The sequence below is a fragment of the Acinetobacter sp. 809848 genome (genome assembly GCF_000581275.1).
Taxonomy (GTDB): domain Bacteria; phylum Pseudomonadota; class Gammaproteobacteria; order Pseudomonadales; family Moraxellaceae; genus Acinetobacter; species Acinetobacter pittii.
The window spans coordinates 76,997-99,893 of the sequence record NZ_JEXG01000005.1; the positions used below are offsets into that span (position 1 = coordinate 76,997).

Sequence of the window (22,897 nt, forward strand, 5' to 3'; positions counted from 1 at the left end):
TGCCCTCACCTTCCTAAATTTAACATAAGCATAAAATTAAATAAGAGATGAGGAAAAACTGATGACAGATCAAAATACAGACCATGCTCAACTAGTAGCTGGCGACCATAATTATTCTGACTCTCGCTGGCGAGAAAGTTATCTTACTCGACCTTATTATCAAGAAGCTCAATTAACTACGCCAGATCTGGATTATGATCGTGATTTTTCTGCAGCTTATGAACTAGGTCATCGTGCCCGTTCAGAATCTAAAGAAGGAACTCAGTTTGAAGAGATGGAAGGTAGCTTGCAACAAAAATGGGAAGAGCTCAAAGCTGAGTCCCGATTAAAATGGGAACATGCAAAACAAGCCATTAAAGATGCATGGGATGACATGTAACATCCTTAATTGGTCCAAAGCATATAGCTTATTTCCTATTGGCCCTGGGAAATAAGCTTTTTTATTATTTGAAATATTTATAAATTAGAAAAATGGCGGCATATTAAAATTATTACTAAGATATTGATTGGCTTGGTGCGGATCATCAAAAATTTCTTTTTTAAATTGTACATCTGGCGTTGTAGATAGTGTATGTGTTGGCTTGATCGTAACTTCTACGACATATCTGTTTTGTTCTTGCTTAGCTTTCACACCATAAATTTCAGAGTCATTAATGCAAGTTCCATCAGTAAAATATACAAACATACCGCCACCTTATCTCTTAACTAAAGTTACTGGTTTTTCCCATTTATTTAACGTAAAAGCCTAACAATAAACTTGAGCCGTACGTAAACAAAATATCAATTTTGGTTTTTCTTAAAATATTCAATAATTTCTTCCCCGTTATTCACGGGAGTTTCTTTACCTGCATATGTTTCTTCATAAGCATATGCAGGTAATGCAACTTTATCGCGAATTGGCGGTAACTTTTCTTGGCCACCTGTGGTAATACGCTCAATAAAACCTGCAAGCCACAATACAAATTCTTGTGTGTTTTTACTCTTCGGAATAATACTTAAATCCAATTTAATTTTAGATTCCTGAAGAGGCTTAATCAGCAATTCAGCAAAATCAATATAATTGTATAAAAGTTTAAGTTTTGTCCCCTTAATCTCATGTCTAAGCTCAATCATTAAATTGTTAAGATCTTCCATAGGATCATCTACAAACCCTTTTTTTTCCTTAACATTTTGATAGATTTTCTCAGCTATTTTTAAGTACTGGGGCATATCCTTACCTTTAAAAATTGTTTTCACTAAAATGAATTTTGGATGAATATAAGTAATTTATTGTGTTTATTTTATTAATTTTTTGAAACTATAATTTACTGAGGAAACAATTCAATAACAACAAATTAATATAAAGGCTATAACACACTAATTTATTGATTAATTTTATATTTTTATATAATTGCTTTTTTTATTATGTTACATATTTTATAGAAAATAACGATAAGAAAACCCACATAAATGTAGGTTTTCTTAAGTGAAATAATTATGAGTTTTTATCCATTTGTTGAGTAGTTGCTGGGTCATTCGAGCCATGTGTTCCATCATCATCTGTTGAATTTCGATCTTGGCAGGCACTCATACCCATTGCGATTGCAACTACCATACTCACTGCACAAAAAATTCTTAACATTGAGGTCACCCTTATAAATCTTAAGATGTAGGCTTATGAATAACATTATCTTATGTTGGCCTACCGCTGTGGTTCTCTTAAGTTTTGTAGGTTGTGCAAGCTTTTGTAAAAATCTAAATAATATAAATGTTAAAAAATTACTTTTCTTGCAATTGATATTTTAATTAAAATTTGGCAACGGCTATTTATTTAATTACATGATATTCATAAAATCAAAATTTCCCGCTCTTTTTTGACTTATGTTGAAATAAGTCATTACTTGCAAACACTATATAAATAAACAATTAATAAATATTTGATATATAAACATTAAAAATTATTTTTTAACCTCTATTGAACCATTATTCAATATTTTCAATTCTAAATAACTCATTATTTTATTAATGAAAATTTAAAAATATTAATATTTGTTTATATAAACCAATCTTTTATTTTTGCAATTGACCCGCTTTAAGGCTCAGCTTATGATGCTCCGGCTGACCTATTTTGTCAGTCGGTTTTAGCAGACCGTCTACCTAAGCGCACTAAAAACAAGTTTTTTGGTGTGTAGCCCCTCGTGCCTTTGACGGAGGAACGGGAGTGGGACACCTTCGGGTGTGCTGGTTTCTTAGGTATCAGTCTGCTAACCCTCTTTCGTTTCACCACCATAATTAATAGCAGTGATTGGGCGCAACTTCTTTCATCAAGGAGTCTCTAATGACTATTATTTTATATCGTGTTTTTTCTTCTACTCTTCATCACGTTATCGACTTAACTGAAACTATTTTCAAGAAAATATCCTACAGTTTTATGTTTCTGCTTTCCTATCTTTTCAGAGTAAATATTTCCATATTTAACGCTCGATAAAGACTAGAAAATTTCTATAAACATGACTTAACGATAACAACAACCAATGAAGAGCAATAATGATGTTTTTTTTATATCGTATTGTTTTAATCTGCACCCTATTAATAAGTTCTATAAGTTTATTAGGTTGCAGGTCTATCAGTAAAAATGAATTTAATACACATTGTGTTTGGGCAGGTCGTGCACTTTCACAATGCAACTGTATTTATAACTCTTTAGAAAAACATTATTCGCCGCAGTTTGTAGAGAACTTACCCAAAGTAAGCTTACAAAATATTAATGCGAATATGCACTTTGTGGAAACTATGAATGAAACTATGCACCAATGTCAGTTAAGCGCAAGAAAAGACTCCATTAACTAACTTTTGTATGCTCTACCAAGAAATCTAAAAAAGCCCTTACGCGCTTAGGGACATATTTATCGTGTCCTATCCAAACAGCATGAAATTCTTCTGAAGCCTTGATATTCCAGTCTTCAAGGATTTTGACCAACTGTTTTTGTTCTAAAGCTTTTTTGACTTGGAATTGGTTAAGCTGTGCAATACCAGCACCTGCAAGCGCTAACTGTAAGATGGCTTCTCCATGATTTACCCGTAAAACCTTAGTGGGAGCAAGTGTGATTTCTTGATCGTCTTTTTTAAAAAGCCACGTTTTATTTTGACGTTGGTAACTTACGTCTAAAAGCTGATGTTCGTATAACTCTTCTGGATGCTGCGGACAACCATTCTTTTCAATATAGTTAGGTGAACATAAATAATGCTTCTGAGTGCTTCCAAGTGAGCGAGCAACCAAATTTGAGCTTTTCAAAGGTCCTGTGCGAATTGCGATATCAATTCTTTGCTCAACTAAATTAATGACTTCATCACTCAAATGAGCCTCTAATTCAATTTGTGGATAGCACTCGTTAAATAGAGAAATACAAGGCAATAAAAAGTGTGTCCAATATGAAAAACTGGTATGGATTCTAATTCGCCCTTGTGGCATATGATTTGCCGTAACTGATTGTTCTAGTTCATCCAGATTATTAAGTATTTGAATACCTTGCTCATAAAATTGGCATCCTTCACTGGTGAGTTGAAACTGACGTGTTGAACGGTTAAGCAGTCTAACTCCAAGCCTTTTTTCTAAGCGTGAAATTAACTTACTCACCGCAGACGGCGTCATGTCACAAGCTCTTGCGACTGCTGAAAAGCTTCCTAACTCGACCACTCGAATAAAAATTGCTAACTCACCAGACCGATTAATATCAAAATATGACATAACAAAATCTATTTATGAATTTCATTCACAAATCTTATTCCGCTTATGTTGCTATAACAAGCCAGTAATTTGTTTCAAGATAACTTTAATTTCTTTTAAAGAGTTCACGAGATGAAACTTTATCAACCCGCCCTATTCTCTCTCGTTTTATTTACGAGCTTTGCACAAGCAGAAGTACAAAAGAGCCAGTGGGTTACCACTTGGGCAGCTAGTCCACAAAAAGTCTGGAATAAATATTTCGTTTTCCCGACCAATATTCCAGATCAAATATCGAATCAGACCATTAAACAAATTAGTCAAATTAGTTTAGGTGGGGAAGCAGTTAGGCTCGTTTTTACAAATCAATATGGTGATCAACCGCTTTATATTGATAAAACTACTGTGGGGTTAGTCAAAGGACAAAGTCTTAAATCAAAGAGTGCTTATCCAGTTTATTTCTCTGGAAAGCTTAAAGCACAAATTTTACCAGGCAAACAACTGATAAGTGATCCAATCCCGCTTCCTGTTCCAGATCATGCACAGTTAATGGTAAATACCTTTATTCAAAAGCCCACTACATTTAAAACTTTTCATTGGGATGCGAAACAAACTAGTTGGCTCATTACGGGCAACCAGACTGCGAACCTAAATACGCCTAGCAGTGCCAAAACCACAACTGCACGATTATTATTATCGGCTATCGAAGTAAAACCAAAGCGTAAAGCACATGTTGTTGCAGTCATTGGAGACTCCATTACCGATGGAGCAACTGCAACTTTAGACGCAAATGCAAGATGGACCGACTTTTTAGCTAAGCGCTTATCACCACATCAAGTCGCGGTCATTAATAGTGGAATTTCAGGGAATCGATTACTTACAAACGGTATGGGTGACAGTGCTTTAGAACGCTTACAAAAAGAAGTATTTCAATATTCAGGTGTGAAAACATTAATTATTCTGGTGGGTATTAATGATATTTCATGGCCCGGTACTGCTTTTGCACCTAAACAACAAATACCGACTTTTGAAGCACTTACTCAAGGTTATAAACGTGTTGTAGATGAAGCACATCGCCAAGGTATTCAAGTGATTGGAGCAACCTTATTACCATTTTCAGGAGCTTTACCAAATACTCCTCTTGATAACTACTATCAACCGAATAAAGATGAATTACGTCAGCGCATTAATCACTGGATCAGAACCAGCCATACATTTGACGGCGTACTTGATCTTGAGCGAGGTTTAAAAGACCCTAAGCATCCTGACCGATTAAATCCAATTTATGATTCGGGAGATCATTTACATCCGAATGACCGTGGGAATCAACAAATGGCAAATCTGGTTGATGTAAACCAGTTACTCCATAATTAATGTCTAGATACAGGTAGGAATTTGCTTCCTACCTGTATCAATATGGATTAATTCCCCTCTAACTCGACATTAAGTTTTGGTGTAATAGGCTGTTTTTCAGCGGCATATCGTCTTAAAACCATGACGGCGAAAAGCGCTAAAATTGCAGGAATTGCGATCATCACAAAGTTCATCTTATGTGGTAACTCTAAACCCAATAACAGGCCCGTTAAGATAGGTCCAACAATAGCCCCAATTCGACCTACACCAGAGGCACAGCCAATCCCAGTAGAACGCACACTTAGTGGATAATATTGTGCAACATAGCTATAAAGAAGAATTGAAGTACCAATCGTTGCAGCTCCTGCAACGGTCACCAAACCATATAAAACATAGGCGGGTGACTTAAAGCCTAAACCGACTAAAGCTAAAACTCCCGCCAGTAGCATTCCCATAATTACCGGTTTTAAATGGAATTTATCAGACAAAATACCGCCGCCGATTGAACCGATCATTGCGCCAACATTTAGAGCAAGCAAGAACAAAATACTCTTTCCGAGTGAATAACCTGCTGCCAGCATGAGTTTTGGTAACCAGCTACTTAAGGCATACACCATGAGCAAGCACATAAAGAACACGAGCCAAAACATGAGTGTATTGAAAGCACGGCCTTGTTGAAATAATCCCTTTACAGAACTACCTGTTGGAACATTATCTTCATTAAGCACTAATTGCGTAGTGATCGTTAGGTTTTGTTCAGGCGAAATTTTTTGAATAATGCGCTGTGCTTGCTCAGTCTTACCCGTCTTAACTAAAAAGGTTAAAGACTCAGGTAAAAACTTCCAAATGACAGGTAATAAAAATAATGGAATACCGGCAATTAAAAACATAATTTGCCACCCCTGACTTTCAACCAAATAACTACCGATCAATGCTGAAAGTATTCCCCCAATTGCATAACCACTAAACATACTTCCCACCAAAGTACTTCTTATACGTTTAGGCGCATATTCTGATGTAAGTGCAACTAAATTTGGCATAACCCCACCAATGCCTAGTCCCGCCAAGAACCGAAGTACCCCAAACTCAAGTGGGCTTGATGCAAAAGCACCTAAAAAGGTAAAACCACTAAAAAAAGTCACACAGATTAAAATTACCTTTTTACGGCCTATTTTGTCTGCCAATGTTCCAAAGAACATTGCCCCAAACATCATTCCGCATAGTGCTGTACTTGCTAACATCCCCGCCTGTACAGCTGTTAACGACCACTCTTGCATTAGCAAAGGCAGTACCACGCCATAAATCACCAGATCATAACCATCAAAAATAATAATTAATAAACACCAAAGTAAAATACTCCAGTGAAAAGGGGTAAATCTGGCCTGATCAATAACTTCATTTACATTTAATTTAGATGTTGTCATTTACTCACCTCCTTTGTGAGATAAATTCATATTCAATTTTTTAAAACGACATACTGCACCCTAAAGAAAAAACAAATTATTCAAGGTTTTATTGAATAAATTAAAAGTCATAACTCGCCATCATATTGAAGCGGTTATCAATCCCGTTACGTCCATCAAAAGTTTCTCGTTCGCCATACACATATTCGACGCCCAAGGTAATTGGTTTGTATGGGTTATAAAGTGCATTCACCCAGCCCTGCCAAAGCTCTTTATTTTGGGTAGTGCTATTACGTTGTAATTCGGCAAAACGGTTATCATCTTTGGCTTTCATATAGCCATAAGCTAATGTTGAACGAATTTGCGGTGTAAATTGATGAGTAATACCTAAAGAAACGGTGTCAAATTCATTGCTATGCATATTGTTTTGATCATCTATTGCATAGCCACTGTTACTCCATAGCAGGAAACGCCCATCTCCTTTGACATGGTAATAATCGGCTTTGAGTAATGTATCGGGCGTAATTTGGTATTTACCGCCCAAGCCTACGCCCCAAGCGACTTCCTCATCATGATTAGTTCTCTTTTCGGCAACAAAACTACGTCCCGACAACATCGAGCCATTGGCAAATTTATGATTTAAGCGCCCTACCAAGGCTGGTAAACGCATTTTATTGTCAGGATCTGAGGTCACAGTGTATTTCGGATCTTCAACCGATATTGCAAAACTTGTATTTGCCGTTAAGTTATCGCTATAGCGTACGAGCGGTGATCTTAATAATGCACTGCCTACAAATGTGCCCGCATCAATCGTTTCCGGATAATATTCGGGTGCAATAAATGTTGACCACGTTTGACCGATAAGCCATTTATCAAAAGTTAAATAAGCATGGCGTATCCGAAACTGATCACGAGTGGCTGCCCCAAAGAAGTCCATTTCTAACTTTCCACCCACATCACCCGCGGCCGTCGGGGTTTTAAAATTCAACCCGAAACGTGTCACATTAACCGTACTGTGCAACTGGTCTTTTTGTGCAGATTCTTCCGGCGTGTTTTCAAGTGGAACACCGCTAATATTGTTATACATAGTAGATGCGCCCTTCATTTGATAAGAAGCATCTGCCCGTATATAACCATATAAGTTAAATTCTGCACCAGACTTGGTTAAACCTTGCTGTATTAGTGATACAGCTTGAGGAGTCGCTGAATTTGCTAGTTCCACTCGTCCTTGCGATAAAGATTTTTGCGCCTGCATATTGGCTTGTAACATAGCCCGAAGTTCTTTCACTTCTTGGCGAAGTTGTGCTATTTCAGGATCTGTTTGACCTGCCAAAGCGGAAGACATAAACAGGGTCACAGAAACAGCCAACAGGCTTTTTTGAACCGTTGTATTTAAAACTTTCATCATGAAATTTTCCTTTTGATCTTTAATTCGACTTAAAGATCTCGACATCCTTTTTGTTATGTACCTATCTAAAATAAGTGCTTAAAATTTGTCTTTCTTTCACAAGAAAAACCTTCGATCATATTTTTTAGACAAAACCTCCCTAAAGCGGCCTGAAAACCACTTTTAATTTGTTTTAAGTAAAGCTAAATCTTCTAATTCTTTTCAGTTTTTATATTCTCTTCCTCATTGAGAATATGCAGGTTTTATATCCGTATTAACGCTTTCCCAAATCCATTATTTTTTTGCAATAAACCCTTGATACGTCAAAATTTGCGTATAAGGATGCACACTTTCAAAACCAGTTTTTTCTAAAAGTTTTATATATCCTTCAGTGGTTAGGCTAAAAAAGTCTTGCGCCATACGCTCTAACATTTTTTGACATTGTTCTTCTGTTAAGCCTTGTGCCAAACATAAATAACGTAAAGCTTGAAGATGCTGTGGATTTACACACGTCATTAAATCGTAGGTCAGTAAAATCGCTTTTTCTTTTAAGCGATCATAAATACCCTTAAAAAAAACAGGTTTTATGTCATCTGCAATAAAATGAGCCACGAGAATAGAAAGTGCAGCATCAAAGCAATTCTCAAGAGGTAAAGCTGACGTTTCACCGTGAACAAAGGTGACTTGAGAAGATTTATCTAAAAGTTCAACCTGTTCCTGAGCTTTTTGCAGCATAGTCAAAGATGGATCAACTGCTGTAAATTTCCAGTTTGGATGACGTTTAAGTAAATATTCGAGTTCATACCCCGTGCCACAGCCCACAATTAAAATATGAGCATTTGGCGGCAACACCGATTGCAAAATGGCATCCACCTGTTGATGGATCACCTCATAACCCGGAATTAATTTACGAATATGTTCGTCATATCCTTCGACTACTTTTGGGCTATTAAAGTCTTTTGCCATTTTGTTTATCCTCTATTTAAGCTGCCTTTCAACTTATAGTTTGCTGCACTTTGACCTGACTTTCGACTTCTTTAATCAAAGACATTTCCAGTTAAGTTAAGTTCAGCTCGCATAATTTCCTGCAATTTAAACTTTTGTGCTTTGCCTGAAGCTGTCATTGGAAACTCATTAAAGAATCGGACATAGCGCGGCACTTTATTATGAGAAATGTGCTCTTTGCAGAATTGGCGAATGCTGTCTTCATCAATTTGATGATGCTCATGCAAAATAATACAAGCACAAAGTTCTTCACCATATCTGGCATCTGGTAAGCCTATGACTTGTACATCGCTTACATCGGGATGAGTGTATAAGAAGTCTTCAATTTCTTTTGGAAAGAGATTTTCCCCACCACGAATCACCACATCTTTAATACGGCCTTTAATTTTAATAAAACCGTCTTGATCCATTTCGGCAATATCACCTGTATGCATCCAGCCAGCAGCATCAATCACTTCACGGGTCTTTTCTTCTTCGCCCCAATAACCCGCCATTACTGAATAACCGCGAACGCATAGCTCACCCAAAGTTCCTTGCGGAACAATCTGCCCTTCTAAATCGACAATTTTAATTTCAACATGCGGATGAACATGTCCAACTGTACTTACCCGTTTATCAATCGAATCATTTACCGAGCTTTGTACACTCACTGGCGAGGTTTCGGTCATGCCATAACAAATGGTGATTTCAGACATATGCATGCGGTCTATAACACGCTGCATAATTTCACGTGGACAAGGACTACCTGCCATAATGCCTGTTCTTAAACTCGACAGATCAAACTCATTAAACTGCTCATGCTCTAAGGTTGCAATAAACATGGTTGGCACGCCATAAGCTGCCGTACAACGTTCTTGATGAATCGCTTTTAAAGTTTCTAAAGGATTAAATACCGCCGATGGATAAACCATGGTTGAACCATGCGTAACGCAGGCTAAATTCCCCATCACCATGCCAAAACAATGAAACAATGGCACAGAAATACACACTTTATCTTGAGGGGTTAAACGAATACCTTCCCCCACAAAATAGCCATTATTTAAAATATTATGGTGGGTCAACATGGTCCCTTTAGGGTTACCTGTTGTACCTGAAGTAAATTGAATATTAATGGTTTCATCAAACTGAAGTTGCTTGGTTAATAGTTTTAACTCTTCTAACTGTTCTGATGTTGGCGTAGTGACCAAATCACTAAAGCGATGAATACCTGTATGTTGCTGATCATCAATTTTAATGACAAATTTTAAATGTGGTAGTCGCGCTGAACTGAGCACCTTGTCAGTACAAGTGGTTAACTCAGGGGCAATTTTTGTGAGTAGTTCTTGGTAATCAGTCGTTTTGAATTGAGAAGCAATAATCAATCCTTTGCATGAGACTTTATTCAACACATATTCAAGTTCATGGCTCTTATAAGCTGTATTGAGATTGACTAAAATAATCCCTGCTTTAAAAGCTGCAAATTGGGTTACCGTCCATTCCACACAATTAGGTGACCAGATCGCTAAGCGATCTCCTTTTTTTAATCCCAATTTTAAAAGGCTACAAGCAAAAGCGTTTACTTCATCTTGTAAAGCTTTATAGGTTAATCGTCTGTTTTGATGAAAACTAACGATTGCTTCCTTTTCAGTATATTGCCGACAAGCCTGATCAAATTGTTCACCAATGGTCATACCCAATAAGGGCTGCGTGCTTGGTCCCGAGGCGTAGCTTAACCGTTCTTGTTGCATTGAATCATTCTCCTTGATTCTTTTATTCTCTTCTTACCTGATCTAATTGTTGTTACTGCAACTACTTTTCCAAACTACTTATTTTGTGTTGTTTATCGTATATATGCCCTATTTCCTCTGCACAGCATCTACACAAAAGTCAGCAATCTGTTTTGAAAAATAGTCTTTATGCGCATGATCAAACTTTGTATTTTGAGCTGGGTCTAGAGGTTCAACCACCACATAGGTCATGGCACCGACAACACATAGTGCTGCTGTATTTAAATCATCCAAGACAAACTCACCACTTGCATTTCCATCCGCAAGTATTTTTTTAATACTTTGTTTAATCAATTGCTTCACACGAAAACGCTCATGTTCAACCGTTGAATCGACGGGTTCAAACATGAGTGAATATGCAAGCTGAGGACTATTCAGTGCCCGTTTTACAAAGGTTGCCACAGCCTTATGTAATTTCTGCTTTGCCGATAAGTCACTTTCAGTAATCGAATCAATCACCAATAGTTCCGTATTAATGGCTTCGGACAAAACCTCAATCAGCACTTGGCTTTTATTATCAAAGTAGCGATAAACCAGACCACTAGATACACCCGCTTGCTCTGCAATTGTTTGTATTTGCGCGTCTTTAAATCCTCCCTCTGAAATTAACTTTCTGGCTGAACTCAAAATCGACTTACGATTTTGTTCCATCCGCTCTTGCATTAAAGATGATCGTTTATAGCTCATAATTTATTCTCTAACAAATAAAATGAATTGTAAATCATTTTATGAATCAGTATTCACTTTTTTAAAAAATCATTGTATGGTAATTATCAAATACCCACAAAATATTTTATGGACAACAAATATAACCAATAGGATGAAGATATCATGAACCTACGCAGCTTGAATTTCGGTCTAGATGAAACTTTAATTGCGCTTCAAGATTCAGTGGCAGCATTTTGTGCAAAGGAAATTGCACCAATTGCCCAACAAGTTGATCAAGACAACAAATTCCCTGCACATCTCTGGAAAAAATTCGGAGATATGGGCCTTTTAGGCATGACGGTTTCTGAAGAATATGGCGGTGCCAATATGGGTTATTTAGCTCATATTGTTGCCATGCAAGAAATTTCGCGTGCTTCGGCAGCCATTGGTCTTTCTTATGGAGCTCATTCTAATTTATGTGTAAACCAAATTAACCGTAACGGTAACGAGCAGCAAAAACAAAAGTATTTACCAAAACTGATTTCCGGTGAATATGTGGGTGCCCTTGCGATGTCTGAACCGAATGCGGGTTCTGATGTCGTCAGCATGAAATTACGTGCAGAGCAAAAAGGTGATCACTTCATTTTAAATGGTTCAAAAATGTGGATCACTAACGGCGGTGATGCAGATGTACTCGTGGTTTACGCTAAAACTGACCCACAAGCTGGCGCAAAAGGCATGACCGCTTTCTTAATTGAAAAAGGCATGAAAGGCTTTAGTCATGGCAACCATTTAGACAAACTCGGTATGCGTGGCTCTAACACTTACCCGCTGTTCTTTGACAATGTAGAAGTACCTGCTGAAAACGTACTCGGCGGTGTCGGTAACGGTACAAAAGTACTCATGAGTGGTTTGGACTATGAACGTGCAGTTTTAAGTGCCGGACCTTTAGGCATTATGGATGCTTGTTTAGATGTCGTGATTCCATACTTGCACCAACGTGAACAGTTTGGCCAAGCTTTAGGTGAATTCCAGCTTATGCAAGGCAAACTTGCCGATATGTATTCAACTTGGTTGGCATGTAAAGCCCTCGTCTATGCTGTTGGTACTGCCTGCGATAAAGCGGATCATGACCGTAGTCTACGTAAAGATGCTGCAAGTGCCATTTTATATGCTGCCGAAAAAGCAACATGGATGGCGGGTGAAGCAATCCAGAGTTTAGGCGGCAACGGTTATATCAATGAATTCCCTGCTGGCCGTTTATGGCGCGACGCAAAACTTTATGAAATTGGTGCAGGAACTTCTGAAATTCGCCGCATGCTGATTGGCCGCGAACTCTTTAATGAAACCAAATAATAATTATAAATAAGGACGCATCTTATGAACCAATTACAAAGCAAGATTAATGTTCGAAGTGAAGACTTCAAAACAAACCAGCAAGCCATGCAAACATTGGTCACAGATCTAAAACAAGTTGCCCAGCGTATTGCTTTAGGCGGCGGTGAAAATGCCCGTCAAAAACATTTGGCTCGAGGCAAACTTTTACCCCGTGAACGTATTGACCAACTGATTGATGTCGGCACGGCATTTTTAGAAATTGGTCAATTGGCAGCGTACAACGTTTATGAAGATGATGTTCCTGCCGCAGGTGTGATTGCAGGTGTTGGTCAAGTCAACGGCATCACTTGCATGATCGTTGCCAACGATGCAACAGTAAAAGGTGGAACATACTATCCCCTTACGGTTAAAAAGCATTTACGCGCACAAGAAATTGCTGAACAAAATCACTTGCCTTGTATTTATTTGGTGGATTCAGGCGGTGCTTATTTGCCAATGCAAGATGAAGTTTTCCCAGACCGTGATCACTTCGGGCGTATTTTCTATAATCAGGCACGTATGTCGAGCCTAGGGATTGCCCAAATTGCTGTAGTAATGGGTAGCTGTACCGCTGGCGGTGCCTATGTACCTGCCATGTCTGATGAAACCATTATTGTCCGTAATCAAGGTACGATTTTCTTAGGTGGCCCTCCTCTTGTAAAAGCTGCGACTGGCGAAGTCGTGAGTAGTGAAGACTTAGGTGGTGGTGATGTGCATACACGGCTTTCGGGTGTAGCTGACCATTTAGCTGAAAATGATGAACATGCGATTGCGATTGCACGAAACATTGTTGCTAACTTAAATAAAAAGCCAAACGACTTAAATAAACAAGTTGATGAACCATTGTTTGATGCATCAGAACTCTATGGCGTAGTTCCAAGTGATGCACGTAAACCTTTTGATGTACGTGAAGTGATTGCCCGTATTGTAGACGGTTCTCGTTTTGATGAGTTTAAAGCACGTTTTGGTTCAACACTGATTACTGGTTTTGCTTCACTCTATGGTATGCCAGTCGGCATTATTGCCAATAACGGAATTTTATTTTCCGAGTCAGCACAAAAAGGCGCGCACTTCATTGAGCTATGCACACAGCGCAATATTCCATTGTTATTCCTACAAAACATTACTGGGTTTATGGTTGGTCGCCAGTATGAAAATGAAGGGATTGCAAAAAACGGCGCTAAATTGGTGATGGCAGTTGCAACCGCAAATGTACCAAAACTCACCCTAATTATTGGTGGTTCATTTGGTGCAGGTAACTACGGTATGTGTGGCCGTGCTTATTCACCACGCTTTTTATGGACTTGGCCGAACTCTCGTATTTCTGTGATGGGGGGTGAACAAGCAGCGAGCGTACTTTCGACTTTAAAACGAGATCAAATTGAGCAAAAAGGTGCCGAGTGGTCAGCGCAAGAAGAAGACGAATTCAAACAACCAATTCGTGAACAATATGAGCGTCAAGGCCATCCTTACTATGCTTCTGCCCGCCTTTGGGACGACGGTGTAATTGATCCAGCTCAAACTCGTCAGGTACTTGGTTTAAGCCTTGCTGCGGCCATGAACGCCCCAATCCAGCCAACCAAATTTGGCGTGTTCCGCATGTAAGAGGTGTATATGAGCTATCAATTTTTACAACTCGAACAACAAGGTCAGGTTGCCTATGTTTGGCTGAACCGCCCTGAATTGCACAATGCTTTTAATACGACAGTCATTGAAGAATTGCATACTTGCTTTAAGCAAATTAATACACGTGATGACATTCGTGTTGTAGTTTTAGCGGGTCGCGGCAAAAGCTTTTCGGCAGGTGCCGACCTCAACTGGATGAAACAGGCGGGTCAGGCATCCTCAGCTGAAAATGAAGCAGATGCATTAAAACTTGCGCAAATGTTGGATGCACTTGCAACGTTAAAACAACCGACTATTGCTCGTGTGCATGGCATTGCCTTTGGCGGCGGTATGGGGTTGGCATCGGCATGTGATATTTGCATTGCCAGCACGGATGCCAAGTTTGCAACATCTGAGGTTCGTTTAGGGCTTGCCCCATCTACCATTAGTCCCTATGTGATCCGTGCAATCGGCGCAAGACAAGCCTCTCGTTACTTCTTAACTGCCGAGCGAATTTCAGCACGTGATGCTAAGCATATTGGTTTAGCACACGAAGTAGCAGATGCTGAAGACTTAGATAAAAAAGTTCAAGAAATTGTTGATGCTCTATTACTCGGTGGCCCGCACGCTCAAGCGGCTTCAAAACAACTCATTCAAATGGTGAGTAACCAGACCATGAGTAATGACTTGCTGCAACAGACAGCACATCATATTGCTCAAGTTCGTCAAGGCAGTGAGGCAAAAGAAGGTCTAAGTGCCTTTTTAAATAAACAACAGTCTGCGTGGGTTTCTAACTCGAATAACAACAATTAAGGACGATCATCATGTTTGAAAAGATTTTAATTGCGAACCGTGGCGAGATTGCCTGCCGCGTAATTCGTACAGCTAAAAAATTAGGTATTAGAACGGTTGCCGTTTACTCAGATGCAGACGCAAATGCACAACATGTCAAACTTGCAGATGAAGCGATTTATATTGGTCAGTCCCCTGCAACGCAAAGTTATTTACAGGTTGACCGTATTATTCAAGCAGCGATTGATACAGGTAGCCAAGCGGTTCACCCGGGCTACGGCTTTCTTTCAGAAAATGACCAGTTTGCACTCGCTTGCCAACAACACAATATTTGCTTTATTGGGCCACCAGTGGATGCCATTTTAGCGATGGGCTTAAAAGCGACCTCGAAAGCTTTAATGGAAAAAGCAGGCGTTCCTTTAACACCGGGTTATCACGGAACCAACCAAGATGCTGACTTTTTAAAACAACAGGCAGACCGAATTGGCTATCCTGTTTTAATTAAAGCCAGTGCTGGCGGCGGTGGTAAGGGCATGAGTCTGGTTGAACGCAGTGAAGACTTTCTGCATGCCTTAGCTTCTTGTAAACGTGAAGCCAAATCGAGTTTTGGTAATGATGACGTCTTGATTGAGCGTTATGTGATTCAACCTCGCCATATTGAAGTGCAAGTATTTGGTGACACGCATGGCAACTACGTGTATTTGTTTGAACGCGATTGTTCGGTACAACGCCGTCACCAAAAAGTGTTAGAAGAAGCCCCAGCTCCACAGATGCCAAGCGAAAAGTTAGATGCAATGCGCCAAGCTGCAATTGATGCTGCACGAGCGGTAAATTATGTCGGTGCAGGTACGGTTGAGTTTATTGTGGAACAAGACGGTACGGCGTATTTCATGGAAATGAATACCCGTCTACAAGTCGAGCACCCAGTGACTGAAATGATTACAGGTGAAGACTTGGTCGAGTGGCAACTTCGTGTGGCGTATGGTGAACCTTTACCTAAATTACAAAACCAACTCCAAATTAACGGACATGCGCTCGAAGCACGGATCTATGCCGAAGAACCAGAAAAAGGCTTTTTACCTGCCATTGGTAAAATTGACTATTTGCGTTACCCAACCCAAAACCAATATGTGCGTGTAGACAGCGGTATTGTTGAAGGCGATGAAATCACGACCTATTACGACCCAATGATTGCCAAACTCATTGTATGGGGTAAAAACCGTGAAGCTGCGCTCATTCAAATGCAAAATGCTTTAAGCCAATTCCATGTAGATGGCTTAGGTAACAACATCGCTTTTCTTGAAAAGATTGTACGCAGTGAATCATTTAAACAAGCCAAGCTTGATACCAACCTGATTCAGCGTGAACAAAACTTCTTGTTTAGCCCTGAAGAGATCAAACCTGAACTGGTGGTAGCAGCGGCATTTATTGAGTTTCTAAGTAAACTTAATAACAACAGCTCAAGCCAAAAACAGCTTTGGCAAGCTCAACCACTTTGGCGTTTAAATATTGCTTATCAGCACAGTATTAAACTGAACTATTTAAACCAAAATATCCAAATCAAGTTTGCCTCACATGAACATGGCTTCACCGCAGAATATAACGGGCAAAGCTACCCTATTTCTGGGCAATTGATTGATGCGCATACGGCATCTATTCAAATTGGTGGATCTAAGCAAAAGCTGTCTTTTAACCAAAGTCAGCAAGGCATTACATTGTTCCAAAATGGGCAAAGCTATAAGTTTGCTTATATTCGCCAAGATTTTAATCAAGCAGATAGCCAAGCCGATGAAGGTCACCTAAAAGCACCAATGCCAGGTGTGGTCACGCAAGTACTGGTGAGCGCAAATCATAGCGTTAAAAAAGACGATATTTTAATGACGCTTGAAGCAATGAAAATGGAATATACCATCCGTGCCCCTAAAGATGGCGTGATTGTAGACTCCTATTTCCAAGTCGGCGATCAGGTCAAAGCTGGCGATGAGCTTGTGGAATTTCAGCCTGCTCAGGAGGAAGTTGCATGAGTGAGTTTGTCAAAATCGTGGAGGTCGGTCCCAGAGATGGCCTCCAAAACGAAAAGCAGGCTTTAACCGTCGAACAGCGTTTAAATTTTATTAATGACCTGATTAATGCAGGCCTAAAATCGATTGAAGTGGGTTCATGCGTTTCAGCAAAATGGGTGCCGCAAATGGCTCAAAGTGACGAGCTATTTAAGCAATTACCCCAAACAGCCGATGTGCAATTTAGCCTGCTCACTCCAAATATTAAAGGTTTTGAAACGGCTCAAGCGGTAGGATGCAAAGAGGTTGCGGTGTTTACCGCAGTTTCTGAAAGCTTTACCCGTAAAAATATTAACTGCTCAATTGACGAAAGCTTTGAGAAGTTTAGCGATGTCATGAGCGCGGCAAAAGCCCATAACATCCGTGTGCGAGGTTATGTCTCTTGTATTGTCGATTGTCCCTATGAAGGCGCAATTGCCCCTGAACAAGTCGTAAAAGTTGTTAAACGACTCTATGACATGGGCTGCTATGAAGTATCTTTAGGTGAAACTATTGGAACCGCAACGCCTGATCGCGTTCAAAAGGTTTGGCAAGCATGCCTTGCTGAACTCGACAGCAAGGTTTTGGCAGGACATTTCCATAACACCTACGGCATGGCGATTGCCAATATATATCAGTCTTTACAGCAAGGCATTCGTGTTTTTGACTCGTCTCTTGCAGGACTTGGTGGTTGCCCTTATGCCAAAGGGGCTTCTGGTAATGTATCGACCGAAGATTTGTTTTATTTGCTGTCACACATGGGATTTGAAACTGGCATCGACTTAGAGCAACTGATGCAAGCCAGCCAAAATATTAGCAATGTATTAAACCGAAAAAGCTTGTCGAATTATGCAAATGCTTATTGGCAAACCAAGTGTGCCTAACCATAAATTAAAGTAGGTCAGCATCTGGTATAAGGCTTAATATAAGGCAAAGTACCAGATCATCCTATCTAATCTTTATCTCATTCTGTTCAGGAATTGGGACTAAATCCCTCATGCAATTTTTTAAAATCTATTATTTATCTGTGTATTAAATGCCTCTTTCAAAAGAAGCATTCTCTACCCTATTTTTATTCTAATCCGTATTATTCTTCATCCTTTTCTATCTTAGTCCTTAAAAAAATTATCTCATTATTTATAAAAATAAGATGCATCCATTTCAATTCTTGGGGAAATATATTCTTCCACCCAATCTAACCATGCGCGTGTTTTGGCATCGATAAAATGGCGTGAAGGCAACAAGGTATAAACTCCGATGTCGGGTGAACGCCACTCTGGCAAGATATGACATAATCTTCCATTTTGAACCGCATCTAAAGCCGAAAACATCGGTAATAACGCGATGCCCATATCCTGTTGCACCACATCTAACAATAACTCAGGATTATCTGCAATGAGTTGTCCACCAATGTCGATTTGGTAAGACTCACCACTTGTATTTAATAAGTGCCAATCTGGTGTAATAGATGGGTTTACCAAGCGTAAACAGGCATGGTTTTTTAAGTCTTCTGGGGACTTCGGCATACCATGCTTTTCTAAATAAGCAGGTGAAGCACATAAAACAGAAAAGATAGTGCCAATTCTGCGTGCGACAAAACGAGAGTCTGTTAATGATTCAGTGAGATAAAGACTGACATCTACCCCTTTTGCCAACAAGTCTGGAACGTACTGTGATGTCGTATATTCCACAGTTAGTTCAGGGTAATGCTTACAAAACTCGGCCATCACTGGAAAAACATAATGATGTCCAAAGCTTCCCATGCTTAATACACGTAAACGCCCTTTCGGTTTAGATGCCGTTCCGGTTACTTCAGATTCTGCTTCATCCACCATTGAAATGACTTGGCGACAGCGCTCTGCGTAAGTCGCACCAATATCGGTCAGTGCCTGCTGGCGCGTTGAGCGTTGTATTAATTTTGTACCTAAGCGTGTTTCTAGCTCGCTGATAAGACGTGAAACCTGTGCTGTGGTCAGATCCATCTGCTCAGCTGCTGCTGTGAAACTCCCGCTATCAATCACTTTCAGGAATGCATGCATTGCATGCAATAGTCCACCATCGAGATTTTTGCGCATAACGTAAATATGTTTTCCTAAATTACGGATTGTTGCACCAGTTTAGATCAACCACAATGACTAAATGTACATACATTGGCACTAATTCTTTTTAAGAAGAGGAACCGATCTTTTTTTATTTCGTATGTCACTTGCTCCAAATATTCAACTGGATGTTGAAAAAAGAAAGTAGTCCGAGCTACTAAAAATTCTAAGGAGATATAAATGAATATAGCTACAAAAGTCACTCCAAATATTATTGCAACAAAGGATGTGTCACTTGAAGATAAATATGTAAGTGATAACGGTACAGCATATATGACCGGCATTCAGGCGCTTGTTCGTTTGCCTCTAGCCCAAACTCGCCGTGACGCGATGAATGGTTATCATACTGCTGGTTTTATTTCTGGTTATCGCGGTTCTCCTGTTGGTAACTATGATAGTTTCCTTTGGCAAGTTCAAGGATTACTTAAATCCCATAATGTTGTATTTCAACCTGGTGTAAACGAAGACTTGGCTGCTACCGCAATTTGGGGTACCCAACAAGTTAACCTTTCAGGCCAAGGCAAATATGATGGAGTGTCTTCTTGGTGGTATGGTAAAGGCCCGGGTGTTGACCGTTCAGGCGACGTACTCCGCCATGCTAACTTAGCTGGTACCTCTGAACGTGGTGGTGTGGTTGCTTTATTTGGTGATGACCACTCATGTAAATCTTCTACAATTCCTCACCAGTCCGAACATGTCATGATTGGTTGTGGCATTCCAATTTTCTACCCAACATCCGTTCAACAAATTTTAGACTTTGGTGTTCACGCTATTGCAGTTTCACGTTTTTCTGGCCTTTGGTCTTCAATGAAGCTGGTGAGTGAAATTGTAGAGACTTCTGCTTCTGTTCATGTCGACCTAGACCGTGTTACTCCGGTTATACCAGAAGATGTCAATTTCCCAGAGGGTGGTGTCAATATTCGTTGGCCAGACCACGGCATTCAGCAAGAAGAACGTCTTTATAAATATCGCTTACCTGCTGTTTTGGCCTATGCCCGCGCCAACAAAATCAACACAGTTACATGGCCTTGTGAAAATGCCCGTATCGGTATTGCTGCAAGTGGTAAAGGTTATTTAGATACCATTGAAGCCTTACGCATTTTAGGTATTGAAGATGAAACTGCCCAACAGCTTGGGTTACGTGTTTATCAAGTTGGTCTGATTTGGCCTTTAGAACCTCAAGGTGTTCGTGAGTTTGCCGAAGGCTTGCAAGAACTGATCGTTATTGAAGAAAAACGTCCAATTATTGAAACACAAATTAAAGATGAGCTGTACTCACTGCCTGATGGCAAACGTCCACATGTGATTGGTAAAGCAACTGATGGCAAAGGTGAATGGAGTACTTCTATTGAAGAAGCTCCGCTCATTGGTCACTATGAGTATCAGCCTGAACCGATTGCAAAAATGTTGGCTGCTCGCTTCTTAAAACTTGATATTCCAGAAAACTTAAAAGCACAAATCCAAAGCAGAATCGACTTACTGCTAAAAGCAGAGCAAGAATCAAAACGTGTAATTGATCTTGCAGAACGTAAACCATATTTCTGTAGTGGTTGCCCACATAACTCTTCAACAGTCGTCCCTGAAGGTAGCCGTGCACTAGGTGGTATTGGTTGTCACTATATTGCAGTTTCACTTGACCGCGGTACCGAAACATTCTCTCAAATGGGCGGTGAAGGTGTAAGTTGGGTGGGTGCATCACCATTTACCAACGAAAAACACATTTTTGCTAACCTTGGTGATGGAACTTACTTCCACTCAGGTTACTTAGCAATTCGTCAGTCTATCGCTGCAAAAACCAATATTACCTACAAAATCCTCTATAACGATGCAGTCGCTATGACAGGTGGTCAGCATGTAGATGGTCATTTGAGCGTTGCGCAGTTAACTCGTCAGCTTGCTGCTGAAGGTATAAAAAAACAAGTCATCGTAACTGATGAAGTTAAACTATTAAACGAAGAAGACGGCATTGCACCGGGTGTCGAAATTCGCCACCGTAATGAACTCGATACAGTTCAACGTGAGCTTCGTGAAGTTACAGGTGTCACCGCTTTAATTTATGTACAAACATGTGCCAGCGAAAAACGCCGTCGTCGTAAACGTGATGCCTACCCTGATCCGGCTGAGCGTTTATACATTAATAGTGACATTTGCGAAGGTTGTGGCGACTGTTCGAAAAAATCAAACTGCTTATCTATTGAGCCAGTAGAGACTGCTTTAGGCACTAAGCGTCAAATTAACCAAAGTAGCTGTAATAAAGACTTCACTTGTGCCGAAGGGTTCTGCCCAAGCTTTGTGACTGTTCATACACGTGATATGAAACGTCCGGCTAAATTTGAAGGTATTGGTGCAGGCTGGCCAACATCACCAGTTATTCCTCAGTTATATGATGTTCCAAGTCGTATTATGGTTGGCGGTATCGGTGGTACAGGTGTTGTGACTATTGGCGCACTTCTTGGTATGGCAGCTCATCTAGAAGGTAAAGCCACACGTGTTATGGACATGGCTGGACTTGCCCAAAAAGGTGGTACGGTTTATTCATACGTACAACTTGCAGCAAGTGATGAACAAATTTCTTCTACGAAAATTCCAGCGGGCCAATGTGAATTATTGATTGGTGCAGATGCGGTAGTCGCTGGTGGTAGTGCTGCTCTATCTCGCTTAAAAGATGATGCTTTGGTTATTGTGAATGAAGACAGCACCCCTACGTCTGAATTTATCAAATCTCGTGACTGGTATGCACCTATTACTGATTTAATTGATCGTCTTCGTGGTCGTGTTCGTCAAGGTCAACTGGTTTCTCTGCCAGCGGCTCGTATTGCAACACAACTCTTAGGTGATTCAATTTATACCAATCAGTTATTACTCGGTATGGCATGGCAATCTGGTCGCATTCCGCTATTACGTGAAAGTATTGAAAAAGCAATTCGCCTAAATGGTACGGCTGTTGAAAAGAATATCGAAGCTTTCCGCGTGGGTTGTCATCTTGCAAGTGACCCAACTTTAGCTGCTCGTTTACTTGCAGCAATGCCAAAAACCAAAACTCCGCAAACTTTAGCTGAACTTGTTGAAGACCGTTCTGCTCGTTTAACAGACTACTGGAATGAAGCTTATGCAGCTAAATACCGTACACTTGTAGAGCTAGCAGCTAAAAAATTACCAGAAGAGTTAACAGGTACAATTGCAACTCAGCTTTATAGAGTCATGGCGTATAAAGATGAATATGAAGTTGCACGTCTATTAACAGGTAAAAGCTTCAAAGAATCGATTGAAACCCAGTTCGGTAAAGGCTTACGTTTAACGTATCATCTTGCTCCACCAGCGTTACTCGGTGGTCTGAAAAATGTTCGTAAACGTGCGTTTGGTTACTGGATGCGCTTCCCAATGATGATGCTTGCTCGCTTACAATGGCTTCGTGAAACTTTCCTTGACCCATTTGCACGTCAAGAAGAACGTCAACACGAACAAGCATGGCGTGACCGCTACATCGCATTTGTTGAAGCACTTGTTGAAGCACCAGACAATCATAACTTGGCAGTGGCTGAGCAAATTGCAAAATTACCAGCAGAAGTTCGTGGTTATGGTCATATCAAAATGAAAGCAATGGACGCAGCAAAACAACGTTGGGATGAACTTACACCAACACTTCTAAAAGTCCGTAACTAAAATTAAATCTCAAAATAAAAAAGTCATCCATAGGGATGACTTTTTTATTGGCTCAAA

At 39.9% G+C, this 22,897-nt stretch carries 19 protein-coding genes; 9 read left to right on the plus strand and 10 right to left on the minus strand.

Annotated elements, in window-relative coordinates:
- Positions 1-61 precede the first annotated feature (61 nt).
- Positions 62-379, plus strand: a complete 318-nt coding sequence (gene surA1, locus J536_RS08995) for a surface antigen protein 1 (RefSeq protein ID WP_002114287.1) — start codon at positions 62-64, stop codon at positions 377-379.
- Between the two features lie 84 nt (positions 380-463).
- On the opposite strand, the gene J536_RS09000 is transcribed toward surA1, so the two are convergent.
- The 3 genes from J536_RS09000 to J536_RS25850 form a co-directional block, all read right to left on the minus strand.
- Positions 464-685 (minus strand): hypothetical protein, encoded by a 222-nt coding sequence (locus J536_RS09000; RefSeq protein ID WP_002114549.1) that lies wholly within the window; start codon positions 683-685, stop codon positions 464-466.
- Positions 686-780: 95 nt separating this feature from the next.
- A complete protein-coding gene (locus tag J536_RS09005) occupies positions 781-1,209 on the minus strand; it encodes a hypothetical protein (protein ID WP_005076565.1) in 429 nt (142 codons plus the stop codon).
- A gap of 265 nt (positions 1,210-1,474) precedes the next feature.
- Positions 1,475-1,621 carry a hypothetical protein gene (locus J536_RS25850; RefSeq protein ID WP_002114459.1) on the minus strand — a complete coding sequence of 49 codons (147 nt, stop codon included), beginning with the start codon at positions 1,619-1,621 and terminating at the stop codon, positions 1,475-1,477.
- Between the two features lie 905 nt (positions 1,622-2,526).
- On the opposite strand from J536_RS25850, the gene J536_RS26125 reads away from it, so the two are divergent.
- Positions 2,527-2,829, plus strand: a complete 303-nt coding sequence (locus J536_RS26125) for a hypothetical protein (RefSeq protein ID WP_016806122.1) — start codon at positions 2,527-2,529, stop codon at positions 2,827-2,829.
- Here the strand turns inward: J536_RS26125 and J536_RS09015 are convergent.
- A complete protein-coding gene (locus tag J536_RS09015) occupies positions 2,822-3,727 on the minus strand; it encodes a LysR family transcriptional regulator (RefSeq protein WP_032062688.1) in 906 nt (301 codons plus the stop codon). The genes J536_RS26125 and J536_RS09015 overlap by 8 nt on opposite strands.
- A gap of 111 nt (positions 3,728-3,838) precedes the next feature.
- On the opposite strand from J536_RS09015, the gene J536_RS09020 reads away from it, so the two are divergent.
- Entirely contained in the window at positions 3,839-5,077 is a 1,239-nt protein-coding gene (locus J536_RS09020; RefSeq protein WP_032062689.1) for an SGNH/GDSL hydrolase family protein, read from the plus strand.
- A gap of 47 nt (positions 5,078-5,124) precedes the next feature.
- Here the strand turns inward: J536_RS09020 and J536_RS09025 are convergent, their stop codons facing one another.
- The 5 genes from J536_RS09025 to J536_RS09045 form a co-directional block, all read right to left on the minus strand.
- Complete coding sequence (locus J536_RS09025; protein WP_005802478.1) at positions 5,125-6,480, minus strand: MFS transporter; 1,356 nt, start codon at positions 6,478-6,480, stop codon at positions 5,125-5,127.
- 100 nt (positions 6,481-6,580) lie between these two features.
- Positions 6,581-7,864, minus strand: coding sequence for a DcaP family trimeric outer membrane transporter (locus J536_RS09030; protein WP_081404109.1), 1,284 nt, complete (start codon positions 7,862-7,864; stop codon positions 6,581-6,583).
- A gap of 276 nt (positions 7,865-8,140) precedes the next feature.
- Complete coding sequence (locus J536_RS09035) at positions 8,141-8,812, minus strand: class I SAM-dependent methyltransferase (protein ID WP_032062693.1); 672 nt, start codon at positions 8,810-8,812, stop codon at positions 8,141-8,143.
- Between the two features lie 71 nt (positions 8,813-8,883).
- The gene (locus J536_RS09040; RefSeq protein ID WP_032062694.1) at positions 8,884-10,578 is read right to left on the minus strand and encodes an AMP-binding protein; all 1,695 of its coding nucleotides are present in this window, start codon (positions 10,576-10,578) and stop codon (positions 8,884-8,886) included.
- A gap of 108 nt (positions 10,579-10,686) precedes the next feature.
- A complete protein-coding gene (locus J536_RS09045; protein WP_002114305.1) occupies positions 10,687-11,304 on the minus strand; it encodes a TetR/AcrR family transcriptional regulator in 618 nt (205 codons plus the stop codon).
- A gap of 144 nt (positions 11,305-11,448) precedes the next feature.
- Between J536_RS09045 and J536_RS09050 the strand changes: the two genes are divergently transcribed.
- From J536_RS09050 to J536_RS09070, 5 genes are read left to right on the plus strand one after another with little or no spacing between them, the layout of a single operon-like run.
- Positions 11,449-12,621 carry an isovaleryl-CoA dehydrogenase gene (locus J536_RS09050; RefSeq protein WP_032062695.1) on the plus strand — a complete coding sequence of 391 codons (1,173 nt, stop codon included), beginning with the start codon at positions 11,449-11,451 and terminating at the stop codon, positions 12,619-12,621.
- Between the two features lie 24 nt (positions 12,622-12,645).
- Positions 12,646-14,247, plus strand: a complete 1,602-nt coding sequence (locus J536_RS09055) for a carboxyl transferase domain-containing protein (protein WP_017481557.1) — start codon at positions 12,646-12,648, stop codon at positions 14,245-14,247.
- Positions 14,248-14,256: 9 nt separating this feature from the next.
- Positions 14,257-15,060: an enoyl-CoA hydratase/isomerase family protein gene (locus J536_RS09060; RefSeq protein ID WP_032062696.1), complete on the plus strand. Its 804-nt coding sequence runs from the start codon at positions 14,257-14,259 to the stop codon at positions 15,058-15,060.
- Between the two features lie 11 nt (positions 15,061-15,071).
- The gene (locus J536_RS09065) at positions 15,072-17,063 is read left to right on the plus strand and encodes an acetyl/propionyl/methylcrotonyl-CoA carboxylase subunit alpha (RefSeq protein ID WP_032062698.1); all 1,992 of its coding nucleotides are present in this window, start codon (positions 15,072-15,074) and stop codon (positions 17,061-17,063) included.
- Positions 17,060-17,962, plus strand: a complete 903-nt coding sequence (locus tag J536_RS09070) for a hydroxymethylglutaryl-CoA lyase (protein WP_032062700.1) — start codon at positions 17,060-17,062, stop codon at positions 17,960-17,962. Before J536_RS09065 ends, J536_RS09070 begins: the two co-directional genes overlap by 4 nt.
- A gap of 249 nt (positions 17,963-18,211) precedes the next feature.
- On the opposite strand, the gene J536_RS09075 is transcribed toward J536_RS09070, so the two are convergent.
- A complete protein-coding gene (locus tag J536_RS09075; RefSeq protein ID WP_005069913.1) occupies positions 18,212-19,153 on the minus strand; it encodes a LysR family transcriptional regulator in 942 nt (313 codons plus the stop codon).
- A gap of 204 nt (positions 19,154-19,357) precedes the next feature.
- Between J536_RS09075 and J536_RS09080 the strand changes: the two genes are divergently transcribed.
- Complete coding sequence (locus J536_RS09080) at positions 19,358-22,840, plus strand: indolepyruvate ferredoxin oxidoreductase family protein (RefSeq protein ID WP_032062702.1); 3,483 nt, start codon at positions 19,358-19,360, stop codon at positions 22,838-22,840.
- The last annotated feature ends 57 nt before the right edge of the window (positions 22,841-22,897 follow it).